Below are 20,713 nucleotides of genomic sequence, written 5' to 3' on the forward strand. Positions count from 1 at the left end.
GAGTCGGTCACGATCACGACGTTGCGGGTGAAGAAGGGCCCGTGGGCGCCGGAGAGGTTCAGGAGCATGGAGTCGTGCCCGGCGACGGGCACGACCTCCACCCGGGAGATCGTGGGCTGGACGCTCATGCGCGGTCTCCTTCCGGTGCCGGCTCCTGCGTGGGGGCGTCGGCGAGCTGCAGGGCGCCGTCGACGCGGCGGTTCAGGCGCCAGGGGTTGGCCTGCTGCACGGGCGCCGGCAGCAGGGCGTCGGGGATGTTCTGGTAGGCCACGGGGCGCAGGAAGCGCTCGATCGCCAGGGTACCCACCGAGGTGGTCCGGGAGTCGGAGGTCGCGGGGAACGGCCCGCCGTGGACCATGGCGTCCCCGACGTCCACGCCGGTCGGCCAGCCGTTGGCGAGGATCCGCCCGGCCTTGCGCTCGAGCACCGGCAGCAGGGCGGACTCGGTCCGGTGGTCCTCCTCGGCCAGGTGGAGGGTCGCGGTCAGCTGGCCCTCCATGCTGCGGGCCGCGTCCGCCAGCTCCTCGGCGGAGGCGTAGCGGACCACGAGGGACGCGGCGCCGAAGATCTCCTCCTGCAGCACCGGGTTGGCGCGGAACGTGGGGACGTCGGACTCGAAGACCACCGGCGCGGGGGCGTTCTCCGTGGGCCCCTGCCCGCCGCGCGCCACGACGTCGACGCCCTGCTGGGCGCCGAGGGCCTCGACGCCCTCCTGCCACGCCCCCGCGATGCCCGGGGTGAGCATCGTCTGGCCGGCCGCGTCCGCGAGCGCCCGCTCGACGGCGACGACGAACGCCTCGCCCGCCTCCCCGGCCGGCGCGAAGAGCAGCCCCGGGGCGGTGCACAGCTGGCCCGAGGAGCCGGTGAGCGAGGTGACGTAGCCGCGGGCGAGGGCCTCCACGTCGCCGCGGAGGGCGCCCTCGAGGACGAACACGGGGTTGACGGAGCTCATCTCCGCGTAGACCGGGATGGGCTCCGGGCGGGCCGCGGCCGCGGCCATCAGCGAGGTGCCGGCCGCGCGGGAGCCGGTGAAGCCGACCGCCCTGATCGCCGGGTCCTTCACCAGGGCCTGGCCGATGCTCGCGCCGGGGCCGTAGACGAGGGAGAACACCCCCGGGTGCAACCCGCACTCGCGCACGGCGTCCGTGACGGCGCGGCCGACGATCTCCCCGGTGCCCGGGTGGGCGTTGTGCGCCTTGAAGACCACGGGGCAGCCCGCGGCCAGGGCCGAGGCGGTGTCCCCGCCGGCGGTGGAGAACGCCAGCGGGAAGTTGCTGGCGCCGAACACGGCCACGGGCCCGAGCGGGATCCTGCGCTGGCGGAGGTCCGGGCGGGGGAGGGGGGTGCGCCCCGGCAGGGCCGGCTCGATGCGCACACCGCGGTGGTCGCCCTGGCGGACGACCTTCGCGAACAGCCGCAGCTGGCCGGTGGTGCGGGCGAGCTCACCGTTCAGGCGGGGCTCCGGCAGGCCGGTCTCGGCGCCGGCGCGCGCCACGATCTCCGGGCCCACGGCCTCGATGTTCTCGGCGATCCGCTCCAGGAACCCGGCGTGGGTCTCGGGGTCGAGGGCGCCGAAGGACGCGGCGGCGTCCTCGGCGGCGGCGGTCGCCCCGGCGAGCTGGGCCTCGTCGATCAGGGAGTAGGAGGGCTCGAGCTCGGCGTTGGTCGCCGGGTCGATCCCCCGGGTGGTGCCGGCGCTGCCGGCGACCTCGTGGCCGGCGATGATCGAGCGGCCGGAGAGGGTGGTGGTCTGGGTGCTCATGGGCGGGGACTCCTCCTGGTGGATCGGGGGGCGGGAACTCAGGCGGACTGCAGGACGTGGGCGTCGATGAGGGCCTTGAGGTCGGCCAGGTCCTGCGCGGTGAGGTCCTGGAGCGGGGGGCGCACGGACCCGGCGTCGCGGCCGACGGCCTTCAGGCCGCCCTTGACGATCGAGACCCCGTAGCCCTTCACCCGGTCCCGGATCTCGATGTAGGGCAGGACGAACCGGTTGAGCTTGTCAGTGACGGCCGCACGGTCCTGGGCGCGCACGTCGCGGTAGAACTCCAGGGCGAACTCGGGGACGAAGTTGTACATGGCCGAGGAATAAGTGCTCATCCCCAGCTGCAGCAGGGGCAGCGCGAAGGTCTCGGCGGTGGGCAGCCCGCCCAGGTAGAAGAGCCGGTCGCCGTTCTTGGCGAAGACCTTGGTGAGGTGTTCGATGCTGCCCACACCGTCCTTGAAGCCGATGAAGTTGGCGTGCCGGTCGGCGAGGCGGGCGACGGTCTCGGCCGAGTAGATGGCGTTGGCGCGGTTGTAGACGATGACGCCCAGGTCGGTCGCGGAGCAGACGGCGCTGACGTGCGCCTCGAGCCCCAGCTGGTCGGCCTCGGTGAGGTAGGGCGGCAGGACCAGGAGGCCCTCGGCGCCGGCGGTCCCCGCGTCGTGGGCGTTGCGCACGGCCTGGGCCGTGTTCCCGGCGGCCGGGGCGAGCACGGGCACCGTGGACCCCACCTCCTCCACCGCGACGCGCACCACGGTGGCGATCTCCTCGGGGGTCAGGGAGAAGCCCTCGCCGGTGCCGCCGGCCGCGAACAGGCCCGCCACGGGGTAGCCGGCCTGCCACGCCAGGTGCTCGCGGTAGGCAGTCTCGTCGAAGAGCAGGTCTGCGTCGAAGGCGGTGACGGGGAAGGAGAGCAGCCCGTCCTTCAGGTGGGCCGCCAGTTCCTGGGGCGTGCGGTTGGCCACGGTGGTCGTCCTTTGCTCGGGACCGCGACGGCGGCCCGCTGGTGATGTCCGTCTCACCGTAGGGACGCCCGGTGATGCCTGTCCAAGCCATTCTTCGCATGGGGTGATGCCCGGAAGGTATCGAGAGAGGAGGGTGAGCTCAGGGGTGGCCCAGCCGGACCAGCTCGAGCATGCGGTGCAGGGCCGGGTTGCGCGAGTCCCGGTCCCAGATGGCGTGCAGCTCCACGGCGTTCGAGGAGCTGTTGGCGAGCCGCAGGTAGGACACCCCGGCGATGCCGAGCAGCCGGGCGGACTCCGGGACGAAGGCGACGCCGCGGTCGGCGGCGACCAGGCCGACCATCGTCAGGACCTGGCTGACAGTGTGCACCACGTTGCCGTGCTCGACGTCCACGAGGCGCACCACGTGGTCGTAGAAGTACCGCGCCTTGGTGGGCGAGTGCATGATCAGCGGCACGTCCTTGAGGTCGGCGGACGTGACCGGCCGCTTGAGGGCGGCGAGGGGGTGCCCATCGGGCACCGCGACGTAGAGGTCCTCGGCCAGCAGCAGCTGCGACTCGAAGACGTCCGTGTCGAAGGGCGGGCGCGCCAGGCCCAGGTCGAGCTCGCCGTTGCGCAGCGCCTCCACCTGCTCGCCGGTCACCAGCTCCTGCAGCTCCACGTCCACGTCCGGCAGAGCCGCCGCGATCTCGCCGAGGAGGGGGCCGAGCAGGCTGAACCCGGAGGCCGCGGTGAAGCCGACCCGCAGCACGCCCGCCCGGCCCGCGGCGATCCGCCGGGCCAGGCTCGGCGCCCGCTCCGCGGCGGCGACGAGCTTGCGGGCCTCGGCCAGGAAGGCCTGGCCGGCCACGGTGAGGGACACCCGGCGGTTGTCCCGCTCCAGCAGGTCGACCCCCAGGGTCCTCTCCAGCTTCTGGATCTGCCGGCTCAGGGGCGGCTGGGTCATGCTGAGCCGTTCAGCGGCCCGGCCGAAGTGCAGCTCCTCCGCCACGGCGATGAAGCCGCGCGCCTGGTCCAAGGTGAACATGATGCCTCCCGGGTATCACTCAATGCAGGAATAGGTTTGGACAGGCATCATACGAGGTTCCTAGGCTCGGGACTCAAGCCGCCTGTGACGGCACTCACAGCACCCGCCGGGACGCCCGGCCCCGCTCGCACCCAGGAGAACCCATGAAGCTCATTCTCACCCGTCAGGCCCTCGTCGGCGTGACCGCCGCGACCTCGCTGCTGGCCCTCACCGCCTGCGGCGGCAACGTCGGGGGCGGCGCCGCCAACGGCGCCGAGGACTTCCCCTCGGAGCCGATCACCCTGACGGTCGGCCAGGCCCCCGGCGGCTCCACCGACCTCATCGCCCGGGCCGTCGCCGACGCCGCGGGCCAGGAGCTCGGCGTGGCGATGCCCGTCGTGAACAAGGCCGGGGCCAACGGGGCGGTCGCCACCGAGGAGGTCGCTGGCCAGCCCGCCGACGGCTACAACCTCGTGCTGCTCAACGCCTCCCTGATCACCATCACCCCCCTCGCCGTGGGCGAGGAGGAGGCGGTGTCCCTGGACGACCTCGAGGTGCTCAAGGGGCTCTCCCAGGACGACTACGTCATGGTGGCCAGCGCGGAGTCCGGCATGGAGACGCTCGAGGACGTGAAGAGCCGCTCCGGGGAGTTCAGCTACGGCACGGCCGGGGTCGGCACCGGGTCCCAGCTGGCCCAGACCGTCCTGTTCGCCCAGGCCGACATCACCGGCACCGAGGTCCCCTTCGACTCCGGCTCGCCCGCCCTGACCGCGGTGCTGGGCGACCAGGTCCAGGTCGCCACCGTCCAGCTCGGCGAGGCCAAGCCGCAGATCGACGCCGGCGAGGTGAAGCCCATCGTGGTGTTCTCCGAGGAGCGCAACACGTTCCTGCCCGACGTCCCGACCGCCGTGGAGTCCGGCTACGACGTCCCCGTGTCCCAGTACCGGGCCGTGGCCGCCCCCGAGGGCCTGCCCGAGGACGTCAAGACCAGGCTGGTCGAGGCCTTCGACGCCGCGGTGGCGGAGGAGTCCTACCAGGACTTCAACGAGCAGAACATGCTCACCCCCCACGAGATCTCCGGCGAAGAGGTCGAGGCGGAGTGGACCGAGCTGGCCGAGCGCTACGAGCAGCTGGTCGCGGAGCACGACATCACCCTCGCCGACAGCTGATCCACCACCGTCGTCCGGGCCGGCACCCGCGGCCCCAGGAGGAGTTCCCATAAACCAGACCCGCACGGACCCGCCGCCCGCCGTGGCCGACGTCCACCTCGACACGGAGGCGGCCGCGGAGGAGCTGACCCCGGAGCAGCTCGCCGCCCGGTGGGAGGCCGAGGGGCCCCCGCCGGGCGGGCGCGCCGCCCACTTCGGCTCGACCCTGGTGGTGACGGCGCTGGCCGCCGGGGCGGCCCTGCTGTCCCTGGGGATGGGGCTCGGCACCCCGCAGCAGCCGGCCCCCGGCATGTGGCCGTTCGTGGTCGGCGTCGTGGCGGTCGCGATCGGCCTGGCCCACCTCGTCCTGGGGCGGCGCGGGGGAGAGGGGGAGAAGTTCTCCCGCGAGTCGCTGCTGCCCGTCCTCGGCCTCGCGACCCTCGTGGGACTGGTGCTGCTCATGCCCGTCGTCGGGTTCGAGATCCCCTCCCTGATCCTGTCCTTCGTCTGGATGAAGTTCCTGGGCGGTGAGTCGTGGCGGGCCGCGACGCTCTACTCGGCGCTCGTCGTCGCCGCCTTCTACCTGATCTTCGTCCTGGCCCTCGGCACCTCCGTCCCGCACCTGTTCTGACGGCCGCTGCCCGGCGGCCCGTTCCTGACAGCCACTGTTCCTGACAGCCACTGACCAAAGGCTCCCGCATGGAATCCCTGCAACCGGTCCTGGACGGCTTCACCGTCGTCCTCGAGCCCACCAACCTCCTCTACTGCCTGCTCGGCGTGGTGATCGGCATGCTCATCGGCGTGCTCCCCGGCCTCGGCCCCGCCGCGACCATCGCGATCCTGCTGCCCCTGACCTACGGCATCGAGCCCGTGACGGCCATCATCATGCTGGCCGGCATCTTCTACGGCGCCCAGTACGGCGGCACCATCACCTCCGTGCTGCTGCGCCTGCCCGGCGAGGCCAGCTCCGTGGTCACCGTCTTCGACGGCTACATGCTCGCCAAGCAGGGCCGGGCGGGCACGGCCCTGGGCATCGCCGCCATCGGCTCCTTCGTCGGCGGCACCGTCGCCATCGTCGGGCTGACCTTCCTGGCCCCCGTGGTCGCGGGCTTCGCCCTGGACTTCGGCCCGCCCGAGTACGCCGCCCTGGCCCTGCTGGGCATCCTGCTGGTCGCCACCATCAGCAGCGGCGACAAGTCCAAGGCGCTCATCGCGGCCTGCTTCGGGCTGCTGCTGGCCACGGTCGGGCGGGACGCCTTCACGAACACCGAGCGCTTCACCTTCGGCAACCTCAACCTGGCGGACGGCATCGACTTCGTGCCCGTCGCGATGGGCCTCTTCGGCCTGGGCGAGATCCTGCACAACCTGGAGGAGCGCCACCGGGCGGTCAAGGCCCCGAGCAGGGTCTCCAACGTCTGGCCCTCCCGGGCCGACCTCAAGCAGTCCTCCGGGGCGATCGGCCGCGGCTCGGTGCTGGGCTTCTTCCTCGGGATCCTGCCCGGGGGCGGGGCCACGATCTCCTCGATGGCCGCCTACGCCATGGAGAAGAAGCGGGCCAAGCGGCCGGAGCGCTTCGGCAGGGGGGCGATCGAAGGCGTCGCCGGCCCCGAGACCGCCAACAACGCCGCCGCCACCAGCTCCTTCATCCCGCTGCTGACCCTCGGTATCCCCGCCAACGCCACGATGGCCCTCATGTTCGGCGCCCTGCTCATCCAGGGCGTGACGCCCGGCCCGCAGCTGGTGGAGCAGGACCCCGAGCTGTTCTGGGGCGTGGTGAACTCGATGTACATCGGCAACATCCTGCTGCTCATCATGTCCATCCCCCTGATCGGGGTGTTCGTCCGCATCCTGCGGGTGCGGGCCGCGGTCCTCGCCCCGATCACCGTCCTCATCACGATGCTGGGCGCCTACACGATCAACAACTCGATGTTCGACGTCGCGCTCGTGGTCGTCTTCGGGGCCGTCGGCTACCTGATGAAGAAGTTCGGCTTCGAGCCCGGTCCGCTGGTGCTCGCCTTCGTCCTGGGGTCGCTGCTCGAGTCGAACGTCCGCCGCTCCCTCCTGGTGTTCCAGGGGGACGTCACGGGCTTCCTCGGCCGGCCCATCTCCGCGACCCTGCTGCTGCTCTTCGTGGCGGTCGCCGTCCTGCCCCTCGTCCAGTCCGCCCTCCGCCGTCGCCGGGACACGGGAACGCCCTCCGGGGACGCGCCCGCCGAGCCCGCCGATCGCACCCCTGTCAAGGAGAACGCATGAGCATCCTCGTCGGATACGTCCCCACCCCCGTCGGCGAGGCGGCCGTCCAGGCCGCCATCGACGAGGCCCGGCTGCGCCGCGAGCCGCTGCTGATCGTCAACTCCGTCCGCGAGGGAGCCCTGGCGGACCGCACCGTGGCCTCCGAGGAGGACCTGCGCCGGATCACCGCCGACGCGGACTCCGCCGGCGTCGCGCACACGGTCCTGCAGCCGTCCCACCGGGACGACCTCGCCCAGGAGATCCTCGACCTCGCCCGCGAGCACGACGTCTCGCGGATCGTCATCGGGCTGCGCCAGCGCTCCCAGGTGGGCAAGTTCATCATGGGCTCGCACGCCCAGCGCATCCTCCTGCAGGCCGACCGTCCCGTCCTGGCCGTCAAGGCCGCGGAGTCGTCCTTCTGACCGTCCCGCACCCGCGGAGGGCCGGCGACCGTCACGGGCGCCGGCCCTCGGCGCATCCGGCGCAGGCGGATCACAAACACTCTGTACATAGATATTGTGACCTGCCACACTGGCGGCGAGACGTTCTCGACCACGCGCGGGGATCCCGCCCCGGGCCCGTGCGGTGAAAAGGATGCAGGTCAATGCCGATCAACACGCCCCCCGACGACGCGGCGCTCGCCCGGTTGCTCTCCCACTGGTCCCTCGAGATGACCGGGAAGGACGTCCCGGTCCTCCAGGAGGCCGCTCCGGCGATCCCGCCGGGGACCCGGGTCAACGTGACGTTCCTCGGCAACGAGGACCTGGCGATGCGCGTGGCCGCCGCGAAGGCCGTGCGCGAGCACGGGTTCGTGCCCGTCCCGCACATCTCCGCCCGGCGGCTGCGCTCCCCGGAGGAGCTCGAGGAGTTCCTCGCCGCGCTCGCCGGGGTGGACGCCGCCGAGCAGATCTTCGTGGTGGGCGGGGACCCCGAGACCCCGCAGGGGCCCTACGAGGACTCGCTCGCCGTGATCCGCAGCGGGCTGCTCCAGCGCCACGGCGTCCGCGGCGTGGGCGTCAGCGGCTACCCCGAGGGCCACCCCGGGATCGACGACGGGACCCTGTGGTCGGCCCTGACCGACAAGACCGCCGCGATCCGGGAGCAGGGCCTCGAGCCCACCGTCATCACCCAGTTCGGCTTCGACACGGAGCCCGTCCTGCGCTGGCTCGCCGAGGTCCGCCGCCGCGGCGTCGGCGCCCCCGTGCGCATCGGCGTGCCCGGCCCGGCCGGGGTCAAGCGCCTGCTCGGCTACGCCCGGCGCTTCGGCGTCGGCACGTCCGCCGGGATCGTGCAGAAGTACGGGTTCTCCCTGACCAACCTGCTCGGCACCGCCGGGCCCGACCGCTTCCTGCGCGACCTCGCCGCCGGGCACGACCCCGCCGTCCACGGGGAGGTGCTGCTGCACTTCTACGCCTTCGGGGGGCTGCGGGCCACGGCGGAGTGGGTCGGCGAGTTCGCGGCGTCGGCGGGGAGCGCACGGTGAGCCCCCGCGACCAGGGCCTGCTCCTGCCCGACCACGCCAGCCTGGTGGTGCACGGGCGGGACCAGCCGGGCATCGTCGCCGTCGTCGCCTCCGTCCTGGCCCGGCACGGCGCCAACATCGTCGCCCTCGACCAGCACTCCGACGACCCGGCGGGCGGGGCCTTCTTCCAGCGCACCGTCTTCCACCTCGCCAACTACGCGGCGTGCCACCCCCTCCTCGAGCAGGAGCTCGACGCGGCCCTCGCCGAGGACTTCGACCTCGAGTGGCGGTTCACGGACCTGTCGGTGCCCAAGCGCGTGGCGATCTTCGCCTCCAAGTCCGACCACTGTCTGCTGGACCTCATCTGGCGGCAGCGCCGCGGCGAGCTGCCCATGACGATCTCCATGGTCGTGTCCAACCACCCGGACATGGCCGAGGACGTCCGCGGGTTCGGGATCCCCTTCTTCCTGGTCCCCACCCAGGACAAGGCGGCGGCCGAGGCGGAGCACCTGCGCCTGCTCCAGGGCAACGTCGACCTCGTGGTCCTGGCCCGCTACATGCAGATCCTCTCCTCCCCGTTCCTCGAGGCGCTCGGCGTCCCGGTGATCAACATCCACCACTCCTTCCTGCCCGCCTTCATCGGCGCCGCGCCCTACCGGAAGGCGAAGGAGCGCGGCGTGAAGCTCATCGGGGCCACCGCGCACTACGTCACCGAGGACCTCGACGAGGGCCCCATCATCGAGCAGGACGTGGTGCGGGCCTCGCACCGGGACTCCGCGGCGGAGCTCGCCCGGCGCGGCGCGGACGTGGAGCGCCAGGTCCTCTCCCGCGCGGTGCTGTGGCACTGCCAGGACCGCGTGATCCTCCACGACCGCCAGACGATCGTGTTCTGAACCCACCCGCAGAGAACCCGCAGAGAAGGAGCACACCGTGGCACCCAGCACCCTCCAGGAGGTCCTCGACGCCTCCGGCAGCACCGTCGAGCTGCTCCGCAGCTCCCAGATCGGCGCGTACGTCTACCCGGTCGTGGCACCCGAGTTCCACAACTGGCGCAGCGAGCAGAAGGCCTGGCGGGACACCGCCGTGCTCTACGACCAGTCCCACCACATGGACAACCTGTTCATCCGCGGCAAGGACGCCCTGAAGCTGATCTCGGACACCGCGATCAACAGCACCCGGACGTTCCCCGTGAACAAGGCGAAGCAGTACGTCCCGACCACCCCGGCCGGCCACGTCATCGGCGACGGCATCCTGTTCCACCAGGAGGAGGACGAGTACGTCTACGTCGGCCGGGCGCCCGCCGCCAACTGGCTGCTCTTCCACGGCGAGACCGGCGGCTACGACGTCGACATCGAGGTCGACCGCCGTTCCCCGTCCCGGCCCATGGGCAAGCCCGTGGTGCGCACGTACTGGCGCTTCCAGATCCAAGGCCCCAACGCCTGGCAGATCATCGAGAAGCTCAACGGCGGGCCGCTCGAGCAGCTGAAGTTCTTCACCATGGACGTCATGAACGTCGCCGGCGCCCGGGTGCGCACCCTGCGCCACGGCATGGCCGGCGCCCCCGGCCTGGAGATCTGGGGGCCCTACGAGAGCTACGACCGGGTCCGGGACACGATCCTCGAGGTCGGCGCCGAGTTCGGCATCGTCCCGGTCGGCGCCCGCGCCTACCCGTCGAACACCCTGGAGTCCGGGTGGATCCCGTCCCCGCTCCCGGCGATCTACACCGGCGACGGGCTGGCGGACTACCGCGCGTGGCTCGGGGCGGACAGCTACGAGGCGACCAACGCGCTCGCGGGCAGCTTCGTGTCCGAGAACATCGAGGACTACTACCTCACCCCGTGGGCCCTCGGCTACGGGTCGTTCGTGAAGTTCGACCACGACTTCATCGGCCGCGACGCCCTGGAGGCCATGGACCCCGCCGCGCAGCGCCGCAAGGTGACACTCGCCTGGAACGCCGAGGACATGACGAAGATCTTCGCCTCGCTCTTCGACACCGAGGGCCCGGACTACAAGTACTTCGACCTGCCCCTGGCCAACTACGGCTCGTCCAACTACGACGCGGTGGTCGACGCCGACGGGCGCACCGTGGGCCTGTCGATGTTCACCGGCTACAGCTACAACGAGCGCAAGGCCCTGTCCCTGGCGACGGTCGACCCGAACGTCCCCGAGGGCACCGAGCTCAGGGTCGTCTGGGGCGAGCCCGGCGGCGGCAGCCGCAAGACCACCGTGGAGCCGCACCAGCAGCTCGAGGTCCGTGCCGTGGTCAGCCCGGTGCCCTACTCGGAGGTGGCGCGCCAGGACTACCACGGCGGCTGGCGCACCGCCTACGCCAAGGGGTAGGGCTCCCGGACCGGAGACCCTGGCTAGGGGGCGCGCTCCGGCGGACCCCCGCCGGCCTCGGCCTCCAGCCGCCAGCGGGAGCCCGCCAGGTGCAGGCGCATGGCCGCGGCGGCGGCCAGCGGATCACCGGCCCGGATCGCCTCCAGCACCGCACGGTGCTCGGCGGCGACCCGGGCCGTCCGCCGTCCGGCCGCCTCCGGCCCGGCCCCCTCCGGTCCGTCCGCGTCCGCGCCGGTGGCGTCGAGCCGCTGCGGCGGCATGGCGATCATGGCCGGGCCCAGGCCGTTGATCGCGTCCACGCAGTAGGGGTTGCCGCTGGCCTCGGCCACGGTGCGGTGGAAGTCGAAGTCGTGCCCCAGGGTTGCCGCCGGGCTGCCGCTCTCCCGCTCGAAGCGCTCCAGGGCGGACTGCATCGCGGCCAGGTGCTGGGGCCGGTGGGCGGTGGCCGCCAGCGCCGCGGCCTCGGACTCCACCCCGGTCCGGAACGCGAGCAGGTGGAGCCGGTCCTGCACCGTGCGCACCGGCCGCCCCGCGCCGGCGGGGTCGGCGGGCGGCGTCAGCGCGAAGCTGCCGCTGCCGCGCCGCGTGTGCACGAGGCCCTCCGCCTGCAGCCGGGCGATCGCCTCCCGCACGACCGTGCGGCTGACCCCGTGCTCGGCGATGAGGGTGCTCTCGCTGGGCAGGCGCTCGCCGGGCGCGATCCGCCCGTCGACGATGCGGGCCCGCAGGTCCTCCACGAGGGCGGCGGTCAGGTTGCGGCTCATGGGGCCATGCTCTCACCCCGCCGCGGCGGCCGGCCGGTCGCCCGGCTCAGGGCCGTCGGCGGCGTTGCTGACGCCCACGAATGTCCTCCCGTCGAGCGGCACGGTCCGGGGAGGGGGCAGGGCGGGGGAGGTCATGGGCTCCACCAGAGGGCGCTCCACGGGACCGGCGCGCGGGCCGGCCCGGTGGAGCGCCCCGGGGAGGGCGCTAGGCGCGCGGTCTCCGGTGGACCGACTGGGGGGTGAGGTAGGCGCTCAGCCCCTCGACGCCGAACTCCACGCCGAGCCCCGAGTCCCCGCGCCCGCCGAAGGGCGCGGAGTGGTTGGAGGCGAAGAAGTTGATGCCCACGGACCCGGTGTTCATCCGCCGGGCGACCCGGTACGCCTCGTCCTCGTCGGCGGAGAAGACGATCCCGCCGAGGCCGAACGGCGTGTTGTTGGCCAGGCCGACCGCCTCGTCCACGTCGCGGTAGCGCAGGATCGTGATGACGGGGCCGAAGATCTCCTCCCGGGCCACGGTCATCTCCGGGGTGACGTCGGCCAGGACGGTGGGGCGCACGAAGAACCCGGTGCCCTCGGCGGGCCCCCCGCCGGTGACCACGCGGGCGCCCTCCCGGCGTGCCGAGTCCAGGTAGCCCAGGACGGTGTCGTACTGGCCCCGGTTGGCCATCGGCCCGAAGACCGTGGCCTCCTGCAGCGGGTCGCCCTGCACGGCCCCGGAGATCGTCCGTCCCACCATCTCGACCACCTCCTCGTAGCGGCTCTCGGGGGCGAGGATGCGGGTGGAGATGTAGCAGGTCTGCCCGGTGTTGCGCATGCAGGAGCGGATCAGCACGGAGGACATGTGCTCGAGGTCGGCGTCCGGCAGCACGATCGCCGAGGACTTCCCGCCCAGCTCCAGGGTCACCGGCTTGAGCTGCTCGCCGCAGGCCGCGGCGATCTTCCGCCCCACGGGGGTGGAGCCGGTGAAGGCGACCTTGCGCACGAGCGGGTGGCGGACCAGCCGGTCGCCCATCCGGCCGTTGCCGGTGACCAGGTTGACGACCCCGGCGGGCACCCCGGCCGCGGTGAGGGCGTCGACGATGAACCGCACGGACAGCGGCGTGGGCGAGGCGGGCTTGATCACCACGGTGCACCCGGCCAGCAGGGCGGGGGCGAGCTTGGCCACGACCAGGTTGATCGGGAAGTTCCACGGGGCGATCAGCGCGCACACACCGACCGGGTCCTGGTGCACGACGGTCTCGCCCGCGCCGTTGGGGAACGGGCGCACGTCCTCGGCCTCCAGCCACGGGGCCAGCGAGGCGAAGTAGCGGAAGATGCCGGCGGCGTTGGCCGCGGCCCCGAGGGTCTCGGAGATCGGGGAGCCGTTCTCGCGGGTGTTGGTCAGGGCCATCGGCTCGCGGCGGGCCTCGATCTGCTCCGCCGCGCGGACGAGGTGCTCGGCGCGCTCGGAGGGGGTCAGCGCGGCCCACCCGGCGAAGGCGCGCCCGGCGGCGGTCACCGCCCGCTCGAGGTCCTCCTCGGTGGCGTTGGGCACGGAGGCCCAGACCTCCTCGGTCGCGGGGTCGACGACGTCGTTGCGCTGCTCCCCGGTCGAGCGCACGTAGGCGCCGTCGATGAAGTGGTCGTCGACGTGCGTGTAGGGCAGGCGCAGCTCCGCGCGGGTGCGGGGCACGGTGGTGGTGGTCATCGCAGGACGCTCGCTTTCAGCAGGGCCCGGGAGCGGGCGAGGTCGGCCTCGGCCATCCGGCGGGCGGCCGAGGTCTGCAGCTCGGGGATGATCTCGGCCTCGAGGCGGTCCATGTAGGCCGACGGGGTGAGCTTGAACCAGCCGTGCGCCAGGGCGATCCCGGTGTGGTCGAAGCGCCACAGCCGGTCGGCGTCACGGACCAGGGCGTCCTCGAGGGACTTCGGCTCCGGGCGGGTGTCGTGGCCGTCGATGATCGCGGTGACCCGGGCGACGAACGCGTCGTCGTAGCCGAGCTCCGGGAGGACCTCCTCGGCGACCAGGCAGCCCTGCCGCTCGTGCTCGTAGCGGATGTCGGCCTTGCGCCAGTCGCCCGAGAAGCCCTCGGAGAGGATGCGCTCCTCGTCCACCCGGCCCCAGCCGGTGTCGTGCAGCAGGATCGCCACGCGGACCACGAGGGAGTCCGCCTCGGGGTGGGCCGCGCACAGCCGCTCGGCGTAGGCCAGCGAGATCGGCAGGTGGATGTCGTTGTTGCGGGCGCGGGTCTCCGGGACGACCTTCGCCCAGATCGGGTCGAGGTCGGTGCCGGCGGGCGGGGTGGTGCTGATCGGCGAGGTGTCGACCGCCTGGACGGTGTCGATGGGCATGGGGGTCAGCTCCTGGGAGTCGCGGGAAGGGGTTCGGGGGCGCCGGAGACGGCCAGCTCCTTGAGCCGCCGCGCCGGGTCGGCGGCGTCGTCGGCCGGGACGGTCAGGCCCTTGGTCAGGGCGGCCTTCACGTCCAGGAAGTCCACGCCGCTGTTGACGCAGTCGGCGGCGATCAGCCGCCCGTCGCGGTAGTAGAGCACGCACAGCTTCCCGTCGGTCCCGTCGCGGCGGACCACGGTGCGGTCGTGCCCGACGGACAACCCGGCGATCTGCAGCTTGTACGGGCCCTGGTTCGACCAGAACCAGGGGATGGAACGGTACTCCTCGCGGCGGCCGGTGAGCGAGTACGCGGCGACCTTGGCGTGCTCCACCGCGTTGTTGACGCTCTCCAGGCGCAACCGCTCGTCGGCGGGGGCGCCGGGGATCGGGTTCGGCATGTTGGCGCAGTCGCCGATGGCCACGGTGTGCCCGTCGGAGGCCAGCGCGTACTCGTCGACCCGGATCCCGTTCCCGCACTCCAGGCCCAGCTCCTCGGCGAGCTCGGTGTTGGGGACCACGCCGATGCCGACCAGCACGATGTCGGCCGGGACCACGGTGCCGTCGCCGAGCTCGACGCCCGTGACGCGACCGTCCTCGCCGACGATCCGGGACAGCTGCACGCCGAGCCGCACCTCGATGCCCGCCGCGCGGTGGGCGTCGAGGAAGAACTGCGACGTCTCCTCCCCCACGGCGCGGCCGATCAGGCGGGGGCCGACCTCGAGGACCGTGACGGCCTTGCCCATGGCGTGGGCGCTGGCGGCTGCCTCCAGGCCGATGAACCCGCCGCCGATGACGACGAGGTGCTCGGCGGAGGGCAGCTGCGCCTTGAGCTCCAGGGCGTCGTCGGCGTTGCGCAGGTAGAGCACCCCGCCCAGGTCCGCGCCGTCGAGCTCGAGCCGGCGGGCCCGGGCCCCGACAGTCAGCGCGAGCCGGTCGAAGGGGAACTCGGCGCCGGTGGTCGAGCGGGCCACGCCGGAACCGTCCGGGTTCTTCTCGATCCGCTCGACCCGCTCGCCCTTGACCAGCTCGATCCGGTGGTCGTCCCAGTACTGGTGGGCCCGGAAGATCAGCTTCTCCTTGTCCACCTTGTCCTGCAGGAACTCCTTGGACAGGGCCGGGCGCTGGTAGGGGCGGTGGTCCTCCTCGCCCAGCAGCGTGATGGGGTCCTGGTAGCCCAGGGCCCGCAGGGAGCCGGCGAGGGCGACGCCGGACTGGCTGGCGCCGATGATGAGCAGCCCGTGGCTGCGCGTCTGGTCCTGGGCCATGATCACACCTGGGTCTCGGGGGTGGTGACGTGCAGGTCCGCGCCCTCCGCCAGCTTCAGCTGGCAGGACAGGCGGGAGTTGTCCCGGCGGTCCTCGGAGGTGCCGTAGAGCATCTCGTCCTCCATCTCCTCCATCGGGGGGAGGGTCTCGAGGTCGTCCTCGGCGACGAAGACGTGGCAGGTGGCGCAGGAGAGGGAGCCGCCGCACTCGGCGACGATGCCGGGCACGCCGTTGCGCACGGCGGTCTCCATGACGGAGTCCCCGGCGGCGGCCTCGACGGTGCGCTGCCCGCCCTGGGCGTCGGTGAAGGTGACAGTGGGCATGGTCCGTCCTTTCGGAGGGCGCCGGCGTCCGCCGGCGCGGTGGTCAGATGAACTGGCGGCCGCCGTCGACCACGAGGGTCTGGCCGGTGACGTAGGAGCTGTCCTGGCCCGCCAGGAACAGGGCCGCACCCACGATGTCCTGCGGCTCGCTGGCCCGCTTGAGGGCCCCGCGGTCCACCCCGTAGGTCGCGGCGTCCGGCATCAGCCCGTAGCTGGCCTCGGTGAGGGTGAAGCCCGGGGCGACGGCGTTGACGGTGATGCCCCGGCGGCCCAGCTCCTTGGCCATGACCCGGGTCAGCCCGATCACCCCGCTCTTGGAGGCCACGTAGTGCAGCCAGTTCTCGGAGCCGCTGTAGACGGTCGCCGAGGACAGGTTGATCACGCTGGAGCCCTCCCCGAGGTAGGGGCTGCAGGCGCGGGCGCACAACCACGGTCCCTTGAGGTTGACCCCCATCACGAGGTCCCACTCGGCCGGGTCGATCTCCTCCAGCGGCGAGCGCGTCACCGTGGCGTAGATCGCGGCGTTGTTGACGAGCACATCGATCCGGCCGCCGCCGAAGGCCGCGGCCTCCTGCGCCATGGCCTCGGTCGACTCCGGGGAGGTGACGTCCACGGTCACGGCCAGGGCGCGGCGGCCCTCGGCCTCGACGAGCCGGGCCGTCTCGGCGGCGCCCTCGGCGTTGACGTCGGCGACGACGACGTCGTGGCCCCGGCCGGCGAAGCCGAGCGCGAAGGCCCGGCCGAGCCCGCCGGCCCCGCCCGTGACGATCACGGTGCGGGCGGAGCCGTCGGCGCGCGGACCCGTGGCGGCGGTCGGCGGGGTGGCGGGGGACGGGGTCACGACGCCGCCTCCAGCACGGCCTCCGGGCGGGAGCCCTGGGCCCCGCCGGCGGCCCCGGTCGTGTCCTCGGCCTCCTCGAGAACGGTCACGACGCCCTTGGTGCCGTCCACCCGCAGCCGCTGCCCGCTGCGGATCTCCAACGAGGCCGAGCCGGCGCCGGTCACCGCCGGCAGCCCGTACTCGCGGCACACGATGGCGGCGTGGGACATCATGCCGCCGATGTCGGTGACGGTGGCCTTGATCTTGCCGAACACCGGTCCCCAGGACGGGGAGGTGTTGGGCGCCACGAGGATCTCCCCGTCCCGGAGCAGCCCCAGCTCGTCGGCGGAGGTGACCACGCGGGCGATCCCCTCGACCACGCCCGGGGAGGCGGCCATGCCCGTGAACACGCCGTCGGGCAGCTCGTCCTGGCCCAGCCACTGGGCGACCTGGTCGGTGGTGATGCCGTAGAGCATCGTGGTGAAGGGCTCGGTGATGAACTCCGGCGGGGTGTTGAAGGCCGGGGCCGCCCGGTGCGCCTTCAGCGCCTCGACGATCCGCGCCCTGCGCGGGATCTCGGCGCCCCAGTAGCTCGGGCCGACGGGCTGCCTGGCGCCGATGCCCCACGCGTTGACGAGGTCGAACAGCGCGCCGCGGACCTCCTCCCGGCTGAGGTAGAGGATGTCGGCGGGGTCGTTCCAGAACCCGGCGTCCACGAACAGCCGGGACAGCTCGCGGACCTTGCGCCAGAACGTGCCCATGGTCCAGTGCTCGATGTAGAAGTTGTGGTTCTCCACGTAGGGGTAGGCCAGCCGGGCCAGGGCGATCTTCTCGTCGAAGGCCGCCTGCTGCTCGGCCCCGAGCAGGTCCCGGTACTCGCGGATGATCCGCTCCCGCTCGGCCACGAGCTCGTCCATCGGCCGGATCAGCTGCGCGCCGTCCTTGGCGCGGCGGATGTAGTCCGCGATGAACGTCAGCGGGATGTCCATGTGGTCGATCCAGTAGCGGTCGTGGCCGTAGAAGCCGTTGCCCACGGTGAAGTTGAACCAGGGGTCCTTGGACTCCTCGAGCTGGGCCAGCCACCGGTCGCCGCCCGGGGCGGCGCCGATCCGCCCGAGCGTGCCGTCGGCGTCCTCCGGGTGGTCGAAGAGCCCGTCGAGGCCGAGCTCCAGGGCCAGCAGCGCGAGCTTCTTGAGCTCGTCGTCGGGGCGGAACAGCTCCATGTCCTCGCCCTGGACCATGGTGGCGACGTTCTGGTCGGGGATGTTGGGGAAGACCTCCTTGCAGAAGCCGAAGAAGTCCAGGTAGGCGATGTAGCCGAGGTTGAGGAACTCGAAGTGGTACTGCCAGTTCTGGTAGGCGAGGTCGATCAGCTTGTCGTAGGAGCGGAACAGCTCCTCGGAGCCGTCCTTGCCCTTGCCGGAGACGATCTCCTCGAGCGGCACCATCTCCGGGAGCGGCCGGAACTCGAGCTGCTCCATCTCGCGGATGGTGCCCTTGACCTTGCCGTACCACTGCTCCAGCAGGGACTCCCAGTTGCGGTAGTAGTGGCCCGCGCGCTCCTCGAAGTGGGTGACGCGCTCGGCGACCTCCTCCTGGGGCACCGCGATGGGGCTCATGTAGAGGTAGCCCTGGTGGATGCGGTAGTCGATGCCGTTGGCGGTGGGGATCAGCAGGTGCCGGGAGTTGTACTCGCCCAGCTGCCGGATCGCGAACTCGCACCCGATGGTCTCGAAGGGCTTGAGCACCACGGGCCACTGCTGGGAGTTCTGGAACCAGAACTCCTGGCCGTCCTGGTCCTTCAGGGTCTCCTGGAAGACGAGGTAGTAGGGGTAGAGCTGCTCCCAGCCCTCGGCGCCTTCGGGGGTCTGCACGCTGAAGGGGCTGGGGAAGGACCTGACGGCCACGTCGTCGGCGGCGCCGACCCGCTCGGCCACCACGCCCAGGCCCGCCGGCGCCGCGGCCGGCGCGGTCTCCGCCGGGGTGGTCGAGTGGACGGTCTCGGGACGGGACTGCAGCAGCAGCAGGTTCTCCCCGGCCGGCAGGTCCCGGTCGAAGGCCCACTCGATGTCCTGGGGGCACCCGTAGTGCGTCTCGGCGCGCTTGGCCATCTCGGCGACCTGCCGCAGCTGGTCGTCGGTGAGGCAGCGGCGGGCGCGGCGCTCGGCGTCGACCTCGACCTCCCGGAGCGAGCCGCTGGCGGCGTCGGGGACGAGCTCCGCGTGCTTGTCGCCGATGTGCTCGGAGACCACCGCGAAGGTGACCTTGTCGAGCTGGAGGTTGTCGGGGGTGACCTGCCCGGAGACGACCATCTCCCCCACGCCCCAGGAGGCGTCGATGGTGATCTTCGAGCGGTCCCCGGTGGACGGGTCGAGGGTCATGGCCACGCCGGCGGTCTCGGCGTTGACCATCTTCTGCACGGCCACCGCCATGGACAGCCCGTCCTCCGGGATGCCGTTGCGCAGCCGGTAGAGGATGGCCCGGGCGGTGTAGAGGGAGGCCCAGCACTTGCGGATGTGCTCGAGCACCGACTGGCGGTCGGTCAGCCACAGGTAGGTGTCCGCGGCGCCGGCGAAGGACGCCTCGGGGAGGTCCTCGGCGGTGGCGGAGGAGCGCACGGCCAGCGGGGCGGGCTTCTCGAAGCGGGCCTGCAGCGCCTCGTAGGCGTCGATGGTCTGCTGCCGCTGGGCCTGCGGCACCGGGCGGGAGCAGATCTCCTCGCGGATCCGGGCGGAGACCTCCTCGACGTGCGCGACGTCGTCGGGGTCGATCCCGGAGAGCAGCCGCCGGATGTCGTCCTTGATCCCGGCGGACTCGAGGAACGCGTCGTAGAGATCGGTGGTCACCGCGAAGCCGGGGGGCACCGGCATGCCGGCGGCGGTCATGGACACGAGCGAGGCGCACTTGCCGCCCAGTCGCTCGAGCTGCGGCTCGGCGCCGCCGTCGAAGAATTCGATGTATCGCGTGTTCTGCACGGTTCAGGACTCCCAGATGACGGGCACCGCGACGGGTGCTCGGAAGGACAGGTTCTCGCCGAAGGTGATGGCGTCCGGATCGCTCAGCCGCAGGTGGGGCGCGATCCGCAGGGTCTCCTCGACCGTGATGCGGGTCTGGAGCTTGGCGAGCATGTTGCCGAGGCAGTAGTGGATGCCGTAGCCGAAGGCCAGGTGCTCGCGGGAGTTCGGCCGGTCGATGTCGAACTCCTCGCCGTTCTCGAACACGGCCTCGTCCCGGTTGGCGGAGCCCATGACCAGCAGCAGCTGACCGCCCTCGGGGATGGTCACGCCGCCGACCTCGGCCTCCCGCAGCGCCTTGCGCCGCCAGGCGACGATCGAGGGGCTGGTGCGGAGCACCTCCTCCACGGCGCCGGGGATCTTCTTGGGCTCCTCCTGGAGCTTCCGCCACTGCCCGGGGTGGGAGAGCAGCATGCGCAGGGTGTTGGAGATGAGCGTCGTCGTCGTCTCGTGGCCGGCGAACAGGAGGCTGTAGCACACGGAGGCGATCTCGTGGTCGGTGATCTCCGCCCCGGCCTCCTGGGCCTTCACGAGGTCGGCCACGAGGTGGTCCCCGCCCTCCCGGTGGGCCTTCTCCACCATCCCGAGGCACTTCTGCCAGTACTCCACGAGGTTGTGCGCGTGCGGGATCTGCTCCTCGTCGGAGAGGTCCCCCCAGGTCATGGCGCCGCGGGAGTCCGACCAGCGCTTGAACGTGTCGATCTGGTCGATGTCCTCGCCGAAGAGGGTCAGGATCGTGATGGTCGGCACGTCGTAGGCCAGGTCCCGGACGAGGTCGCCGGTGCGGTCCTCGCGCTCGAGCATCCGCTCCAGGAGCCGCGCCACGTTGTCGCGGATGAACGGTTCGAGGGCCTTGTAGCGGCGCGGGGTGAAGGCCTTCTGCACGATCCCCCGGATCCGGGTGTGCTCCGGGGGCACGCGGGCGGAGAGCCCCGAGTAGGCGGTGAACCCGCCCTCCTCCATGATCCGCTTCGCCTCGGGACCTCGCTCCCGCACCGGCGCCTGGGCGTTCTCGGAGCTGAAGGTCTCCCAGTCCCCGAAGACGGCCTTGACGTCCTCGTAGCGGGTCACCACCCAGTAGCCGATCCGCTCGTCGTACATCACCGGCTCCTCGGCGCGGAGGCTGCGGTAGGCCGGGAAGGGGTCGTTCTGCTGGAAGGGCTCGTAGCCGTGGTGGGCGACGGGGCACCCTCCGGTGGCGGCCGTCGTGGGCGTCTGGTCCTGCGCGGTGGTCATCGCTGCTCC

General features: G+C 72.2%; 19 protein-coding genes. 7 read left to right on the top strand and 12 right to left on the bottom strand.

Translation table 11 applies throughout. The features are described 5' to 3' along the window. Positions 1-124: 124 nt before the first annotated feature. From IEW07_RS06345 to IEW07_RS06355, 3 genes are all read right to left on the bottom strand, one after another. On the bottom strand, positions 125-1,762 hold the full coding sequence (locus IEW07_RS06345) for an aldehyde dehydrogenase (NADP(+)) (RefSeq protein WP_188535403.1): 1,638 nt from the start codon (positions 1,760-1,762) through the stop codon (positions 125-127). Positions 1,763-1,800: 38 nt separating this feature from the next. Beyond that, a complete protein-coding gene (kdgD, locus tag IEW07_RS06350) occupies positions 1,801-2,727 on the bottom strand; it encodes a 5-dehydro-4-deoxyglucarate dehydratase (protein WP_188535405.1) in 927 nt (308 codons plus the stop codon). 139 nt (positions 2,728-2,866) lie between these two features. Next, positions 2,867-3,751 (bottom strand): LysR substrate-binding domain-containing protein, encoded by an 885-nt coding sequence (locus IEW07_RS06355; RefSeq protein ID WP_188535407.1) that lies wholly within the window; start codon positions 3,749-3,751, stop codon positions 2,867-2,869. 143 nt (positions 3,752-3,894) lie between these two features. Here IEW07_RS06355 and IEW07_RS06360 point away from each other — a divergent pair, with 143 nt between their 5' ends. From IEW07_RS06360 to ligM, 7 genes are all read left to right on the top strand, one after another. Beyond that, positions 3,895-4,899: a tripartite tricarboxylate transporter substrate binding protein gene (locus tag IEW07_RS06360; RefSeq protein ID WP_188535409.1), complete on the top strand. Its 1,005-nt coding sequence runs from the start codon at positions 3,895-3,897 to the stop codon at positions 4,897-4,899. Between the two features lie 82 nt (positions 4,900-4,981). After that, on the top strand, positions 4,982-5,509 hold the full coding sequence (locus tag IEW07_RS06365) for a tripartite tricarboxylate transporter TctB family protein (protein WP_229741613.1): 528 nt from the start codon (positions 4,982-4,984) through the stop codon (positions 5,507-5,509). Between the two features lie 68 nt (positions 5,510-5,577). Continuing rightward, the gene (locus tag IEW07_RS06370) at positions 5,578-7,131 is read left to right on the top strand and encodes a tripartite tricarboxylate transporter permease (protein ID WP_188535410.1); all 1,554 of its coding nucleotides are present in this window, start codon (positions 5,578-5,580) and stop codon (positions 7,129-7,131) included. Continuing rightward, the gene (locus IEW07_RS06375) at positions 7,128-7,532 is read left to right on the top strand and encodes a universal stress protein (protein WP_188535412.1); all 405 of its coding nucleotides are present in this window, start codon (positions 7,128-7,130) and stop codon (positions 7,530-7,532) included. The genes IEW07_RS06370 and IEW07_RS06375 overlap by 4 nt, the downstream gene beginning before the upstream one ends. A gap of 182 nt (positions 7,533-7,714) precedes the next feature. Beyond that, complete coding sequence (locus tag IEW07_RS06380) at positions 7,715-8,593, top strand: methylenetetrahydrofolate reductase (RefSeq protein ID WP_188535415.1); 879 nt, start codon at positions 7,715-7,717, stop codon at positions 8,591-8,593. After that, a complete protein-coding gene (gene purU, locus IEW07_RS06385; RefSeq protein WP_188535417.1) occupies positions 8,590-9,465 on the top strand; it encodes a formyltetrahydrofolate deformylase in 876 nt (291 codons plus the stop codon). The genes IEW07_RS06380 and purU overlap by 4 nt, the downstream gene beginning before the upstream one ends. A gap of 37 nt (positions 9,466-9,502) precedes the next feature. Next, positions 9,503-10,912 (top strand): vanillate/3-O-methylgallate O-demethylase, encoded by a 1,410-nt coding sequence (ligM, locus tag IEW07_RS06390; RefSeq protein WP_188535419.1) that lies wholly within the window; start codon positions 9,503-9,505, stop codon positions 10,910-10,912. A 23-nt stretch (positions 10,913-10,935) separates the two neighbouring features. Here the strand turns inward: ligM and IEW07_RS06395 are convergent, their stop codons facing one another. From IEW07_RS06395 to IEW07_RS06435, 9 genes are all read right to left on the bottom strand, one after another. Beyond that, positions 10,936-11,676, bottom strand: a complete 741-nt coding sequence (locus IEW07_RS06395; RefSeq protein WP_188535421.1) for a FadR/GntR family transcriptional regulator — start codon at positions 11,674-11,676, stop codon at positions 10,936-10,938. Between the two features lie 12 nt (positions 11,677-11,688). Beyond that, positions 11,689-11,811: a hypothetical protein gene (locus IEW07_RS21420; protein ID WP_268235528.1), complete on the bottom strand. Its 123-nt coding sequence runs from the start codon at positions 11,809-11,811 to the stop codon at positions 11,689-11,691. A 70-nt stretch (positions 11,812-11,881) separates the two neighbouring features. Then, positions 11,882-13,363: an aldehyde dehydrogenase family protein gene (locus tag IEW07_RS06400; protein ID WP_188535423.1), complete on the bottom strand. Its 1,482-nt coding sequence runs from the start codon at positions 13,361-13,363 to the stop codon at positions 11,882-11,884. After that, a complete protein-coding gene (locus IEW07_RS06405) occupies positions 13,360-14,007 on the bottom strand; it encodes an HD domain-containing protein (RefSeq protein ID WP_188535425.1) in 648 nt (215 codons plus the stop codon). The genes IEW07_RS06400 and IEW07_RS06405 overlap by 4 nt, the downstream gene beginning before the upstream one ends. Before the next feature lie 5 nt (positions 14,008-14,012). Beyond that, the gene (locus IEW07_RS06410; RefSeq protein ID WP_188535427.1) at positions 14,013-15,311 is read right to left on the bottom strand and encodes an NAD(P)/FAD-dependent oxidoreductase; all 1,299 of its coding nucleotides are present in this window, start codon (positions 15,309-15,311) and stop codon (positions 14,013-14,015) included. A 2-nt stretch (positions 15,312-15,313) separates the two neighbouring features. Then, positions 15,314-15,634 carry a 2Fe-2S iron-sulfur cluster-binding protein gene (locus tag IEW07_RS06415; RefSeq protein ID WP_188535429.1) on the bottom strand — a complete coding sequence of 107 codons (321 nt, stop codon included), beginning with the start codon at positions 15,632-15,634 and terminating at the stop codon, positions 15,314-15,316. A gap of 43 nt (positions 15,635-15,677) precedes the next feature. Next, a complete protein-coding gene (locus IEW07_RS06420; protein WP_188535431.1) occupies positions 15,678-16,475 on the bottom strand; it encodes an SDR family NAD(P)-dependent oxidoreductase in 798 nt (265 codons plus the stop codon). Beyond that, a complete protein-coding gene (locus IEW07_RS20900) occupies positions 16,472-19,429 on the bottom strand; it encodes a PEP/pyruvate-binding domain-containing protein (RefSeq protein ID WP_229741614.1) in 2,958 nt (985 codons plus the stop codon). Before IEW07_RS20900 ends, IEW07_RS06420 begins: the two co-directional genes overlap by 4 nt. Positions 19,430-19,432: 3 nt before the next feature. Continuing rightward, the gene (locus tag IEW07_RS06435) at positions 19,433-20,704 is read right to left on the bottom strand and encodes a cytochrome P450 (RefSeq protein ID WP_188535433.1); all 1,272 of its coding nucleotides are present in this window, start codon (positions 20,702-20,704) and stop codon (positions 19,433-19,435) included. Positions 20,705-20,713 lie beyond the last annotated feature (9 nt).

Source organism: Kocuria dechangensis (assembly GCF_014636775.1).
GTDB lineage: Bacteria > Actinomycetota > Actinomycetes > Actinomycetales > Micrococcaceae > Kocuria > Kocuria dechangensis.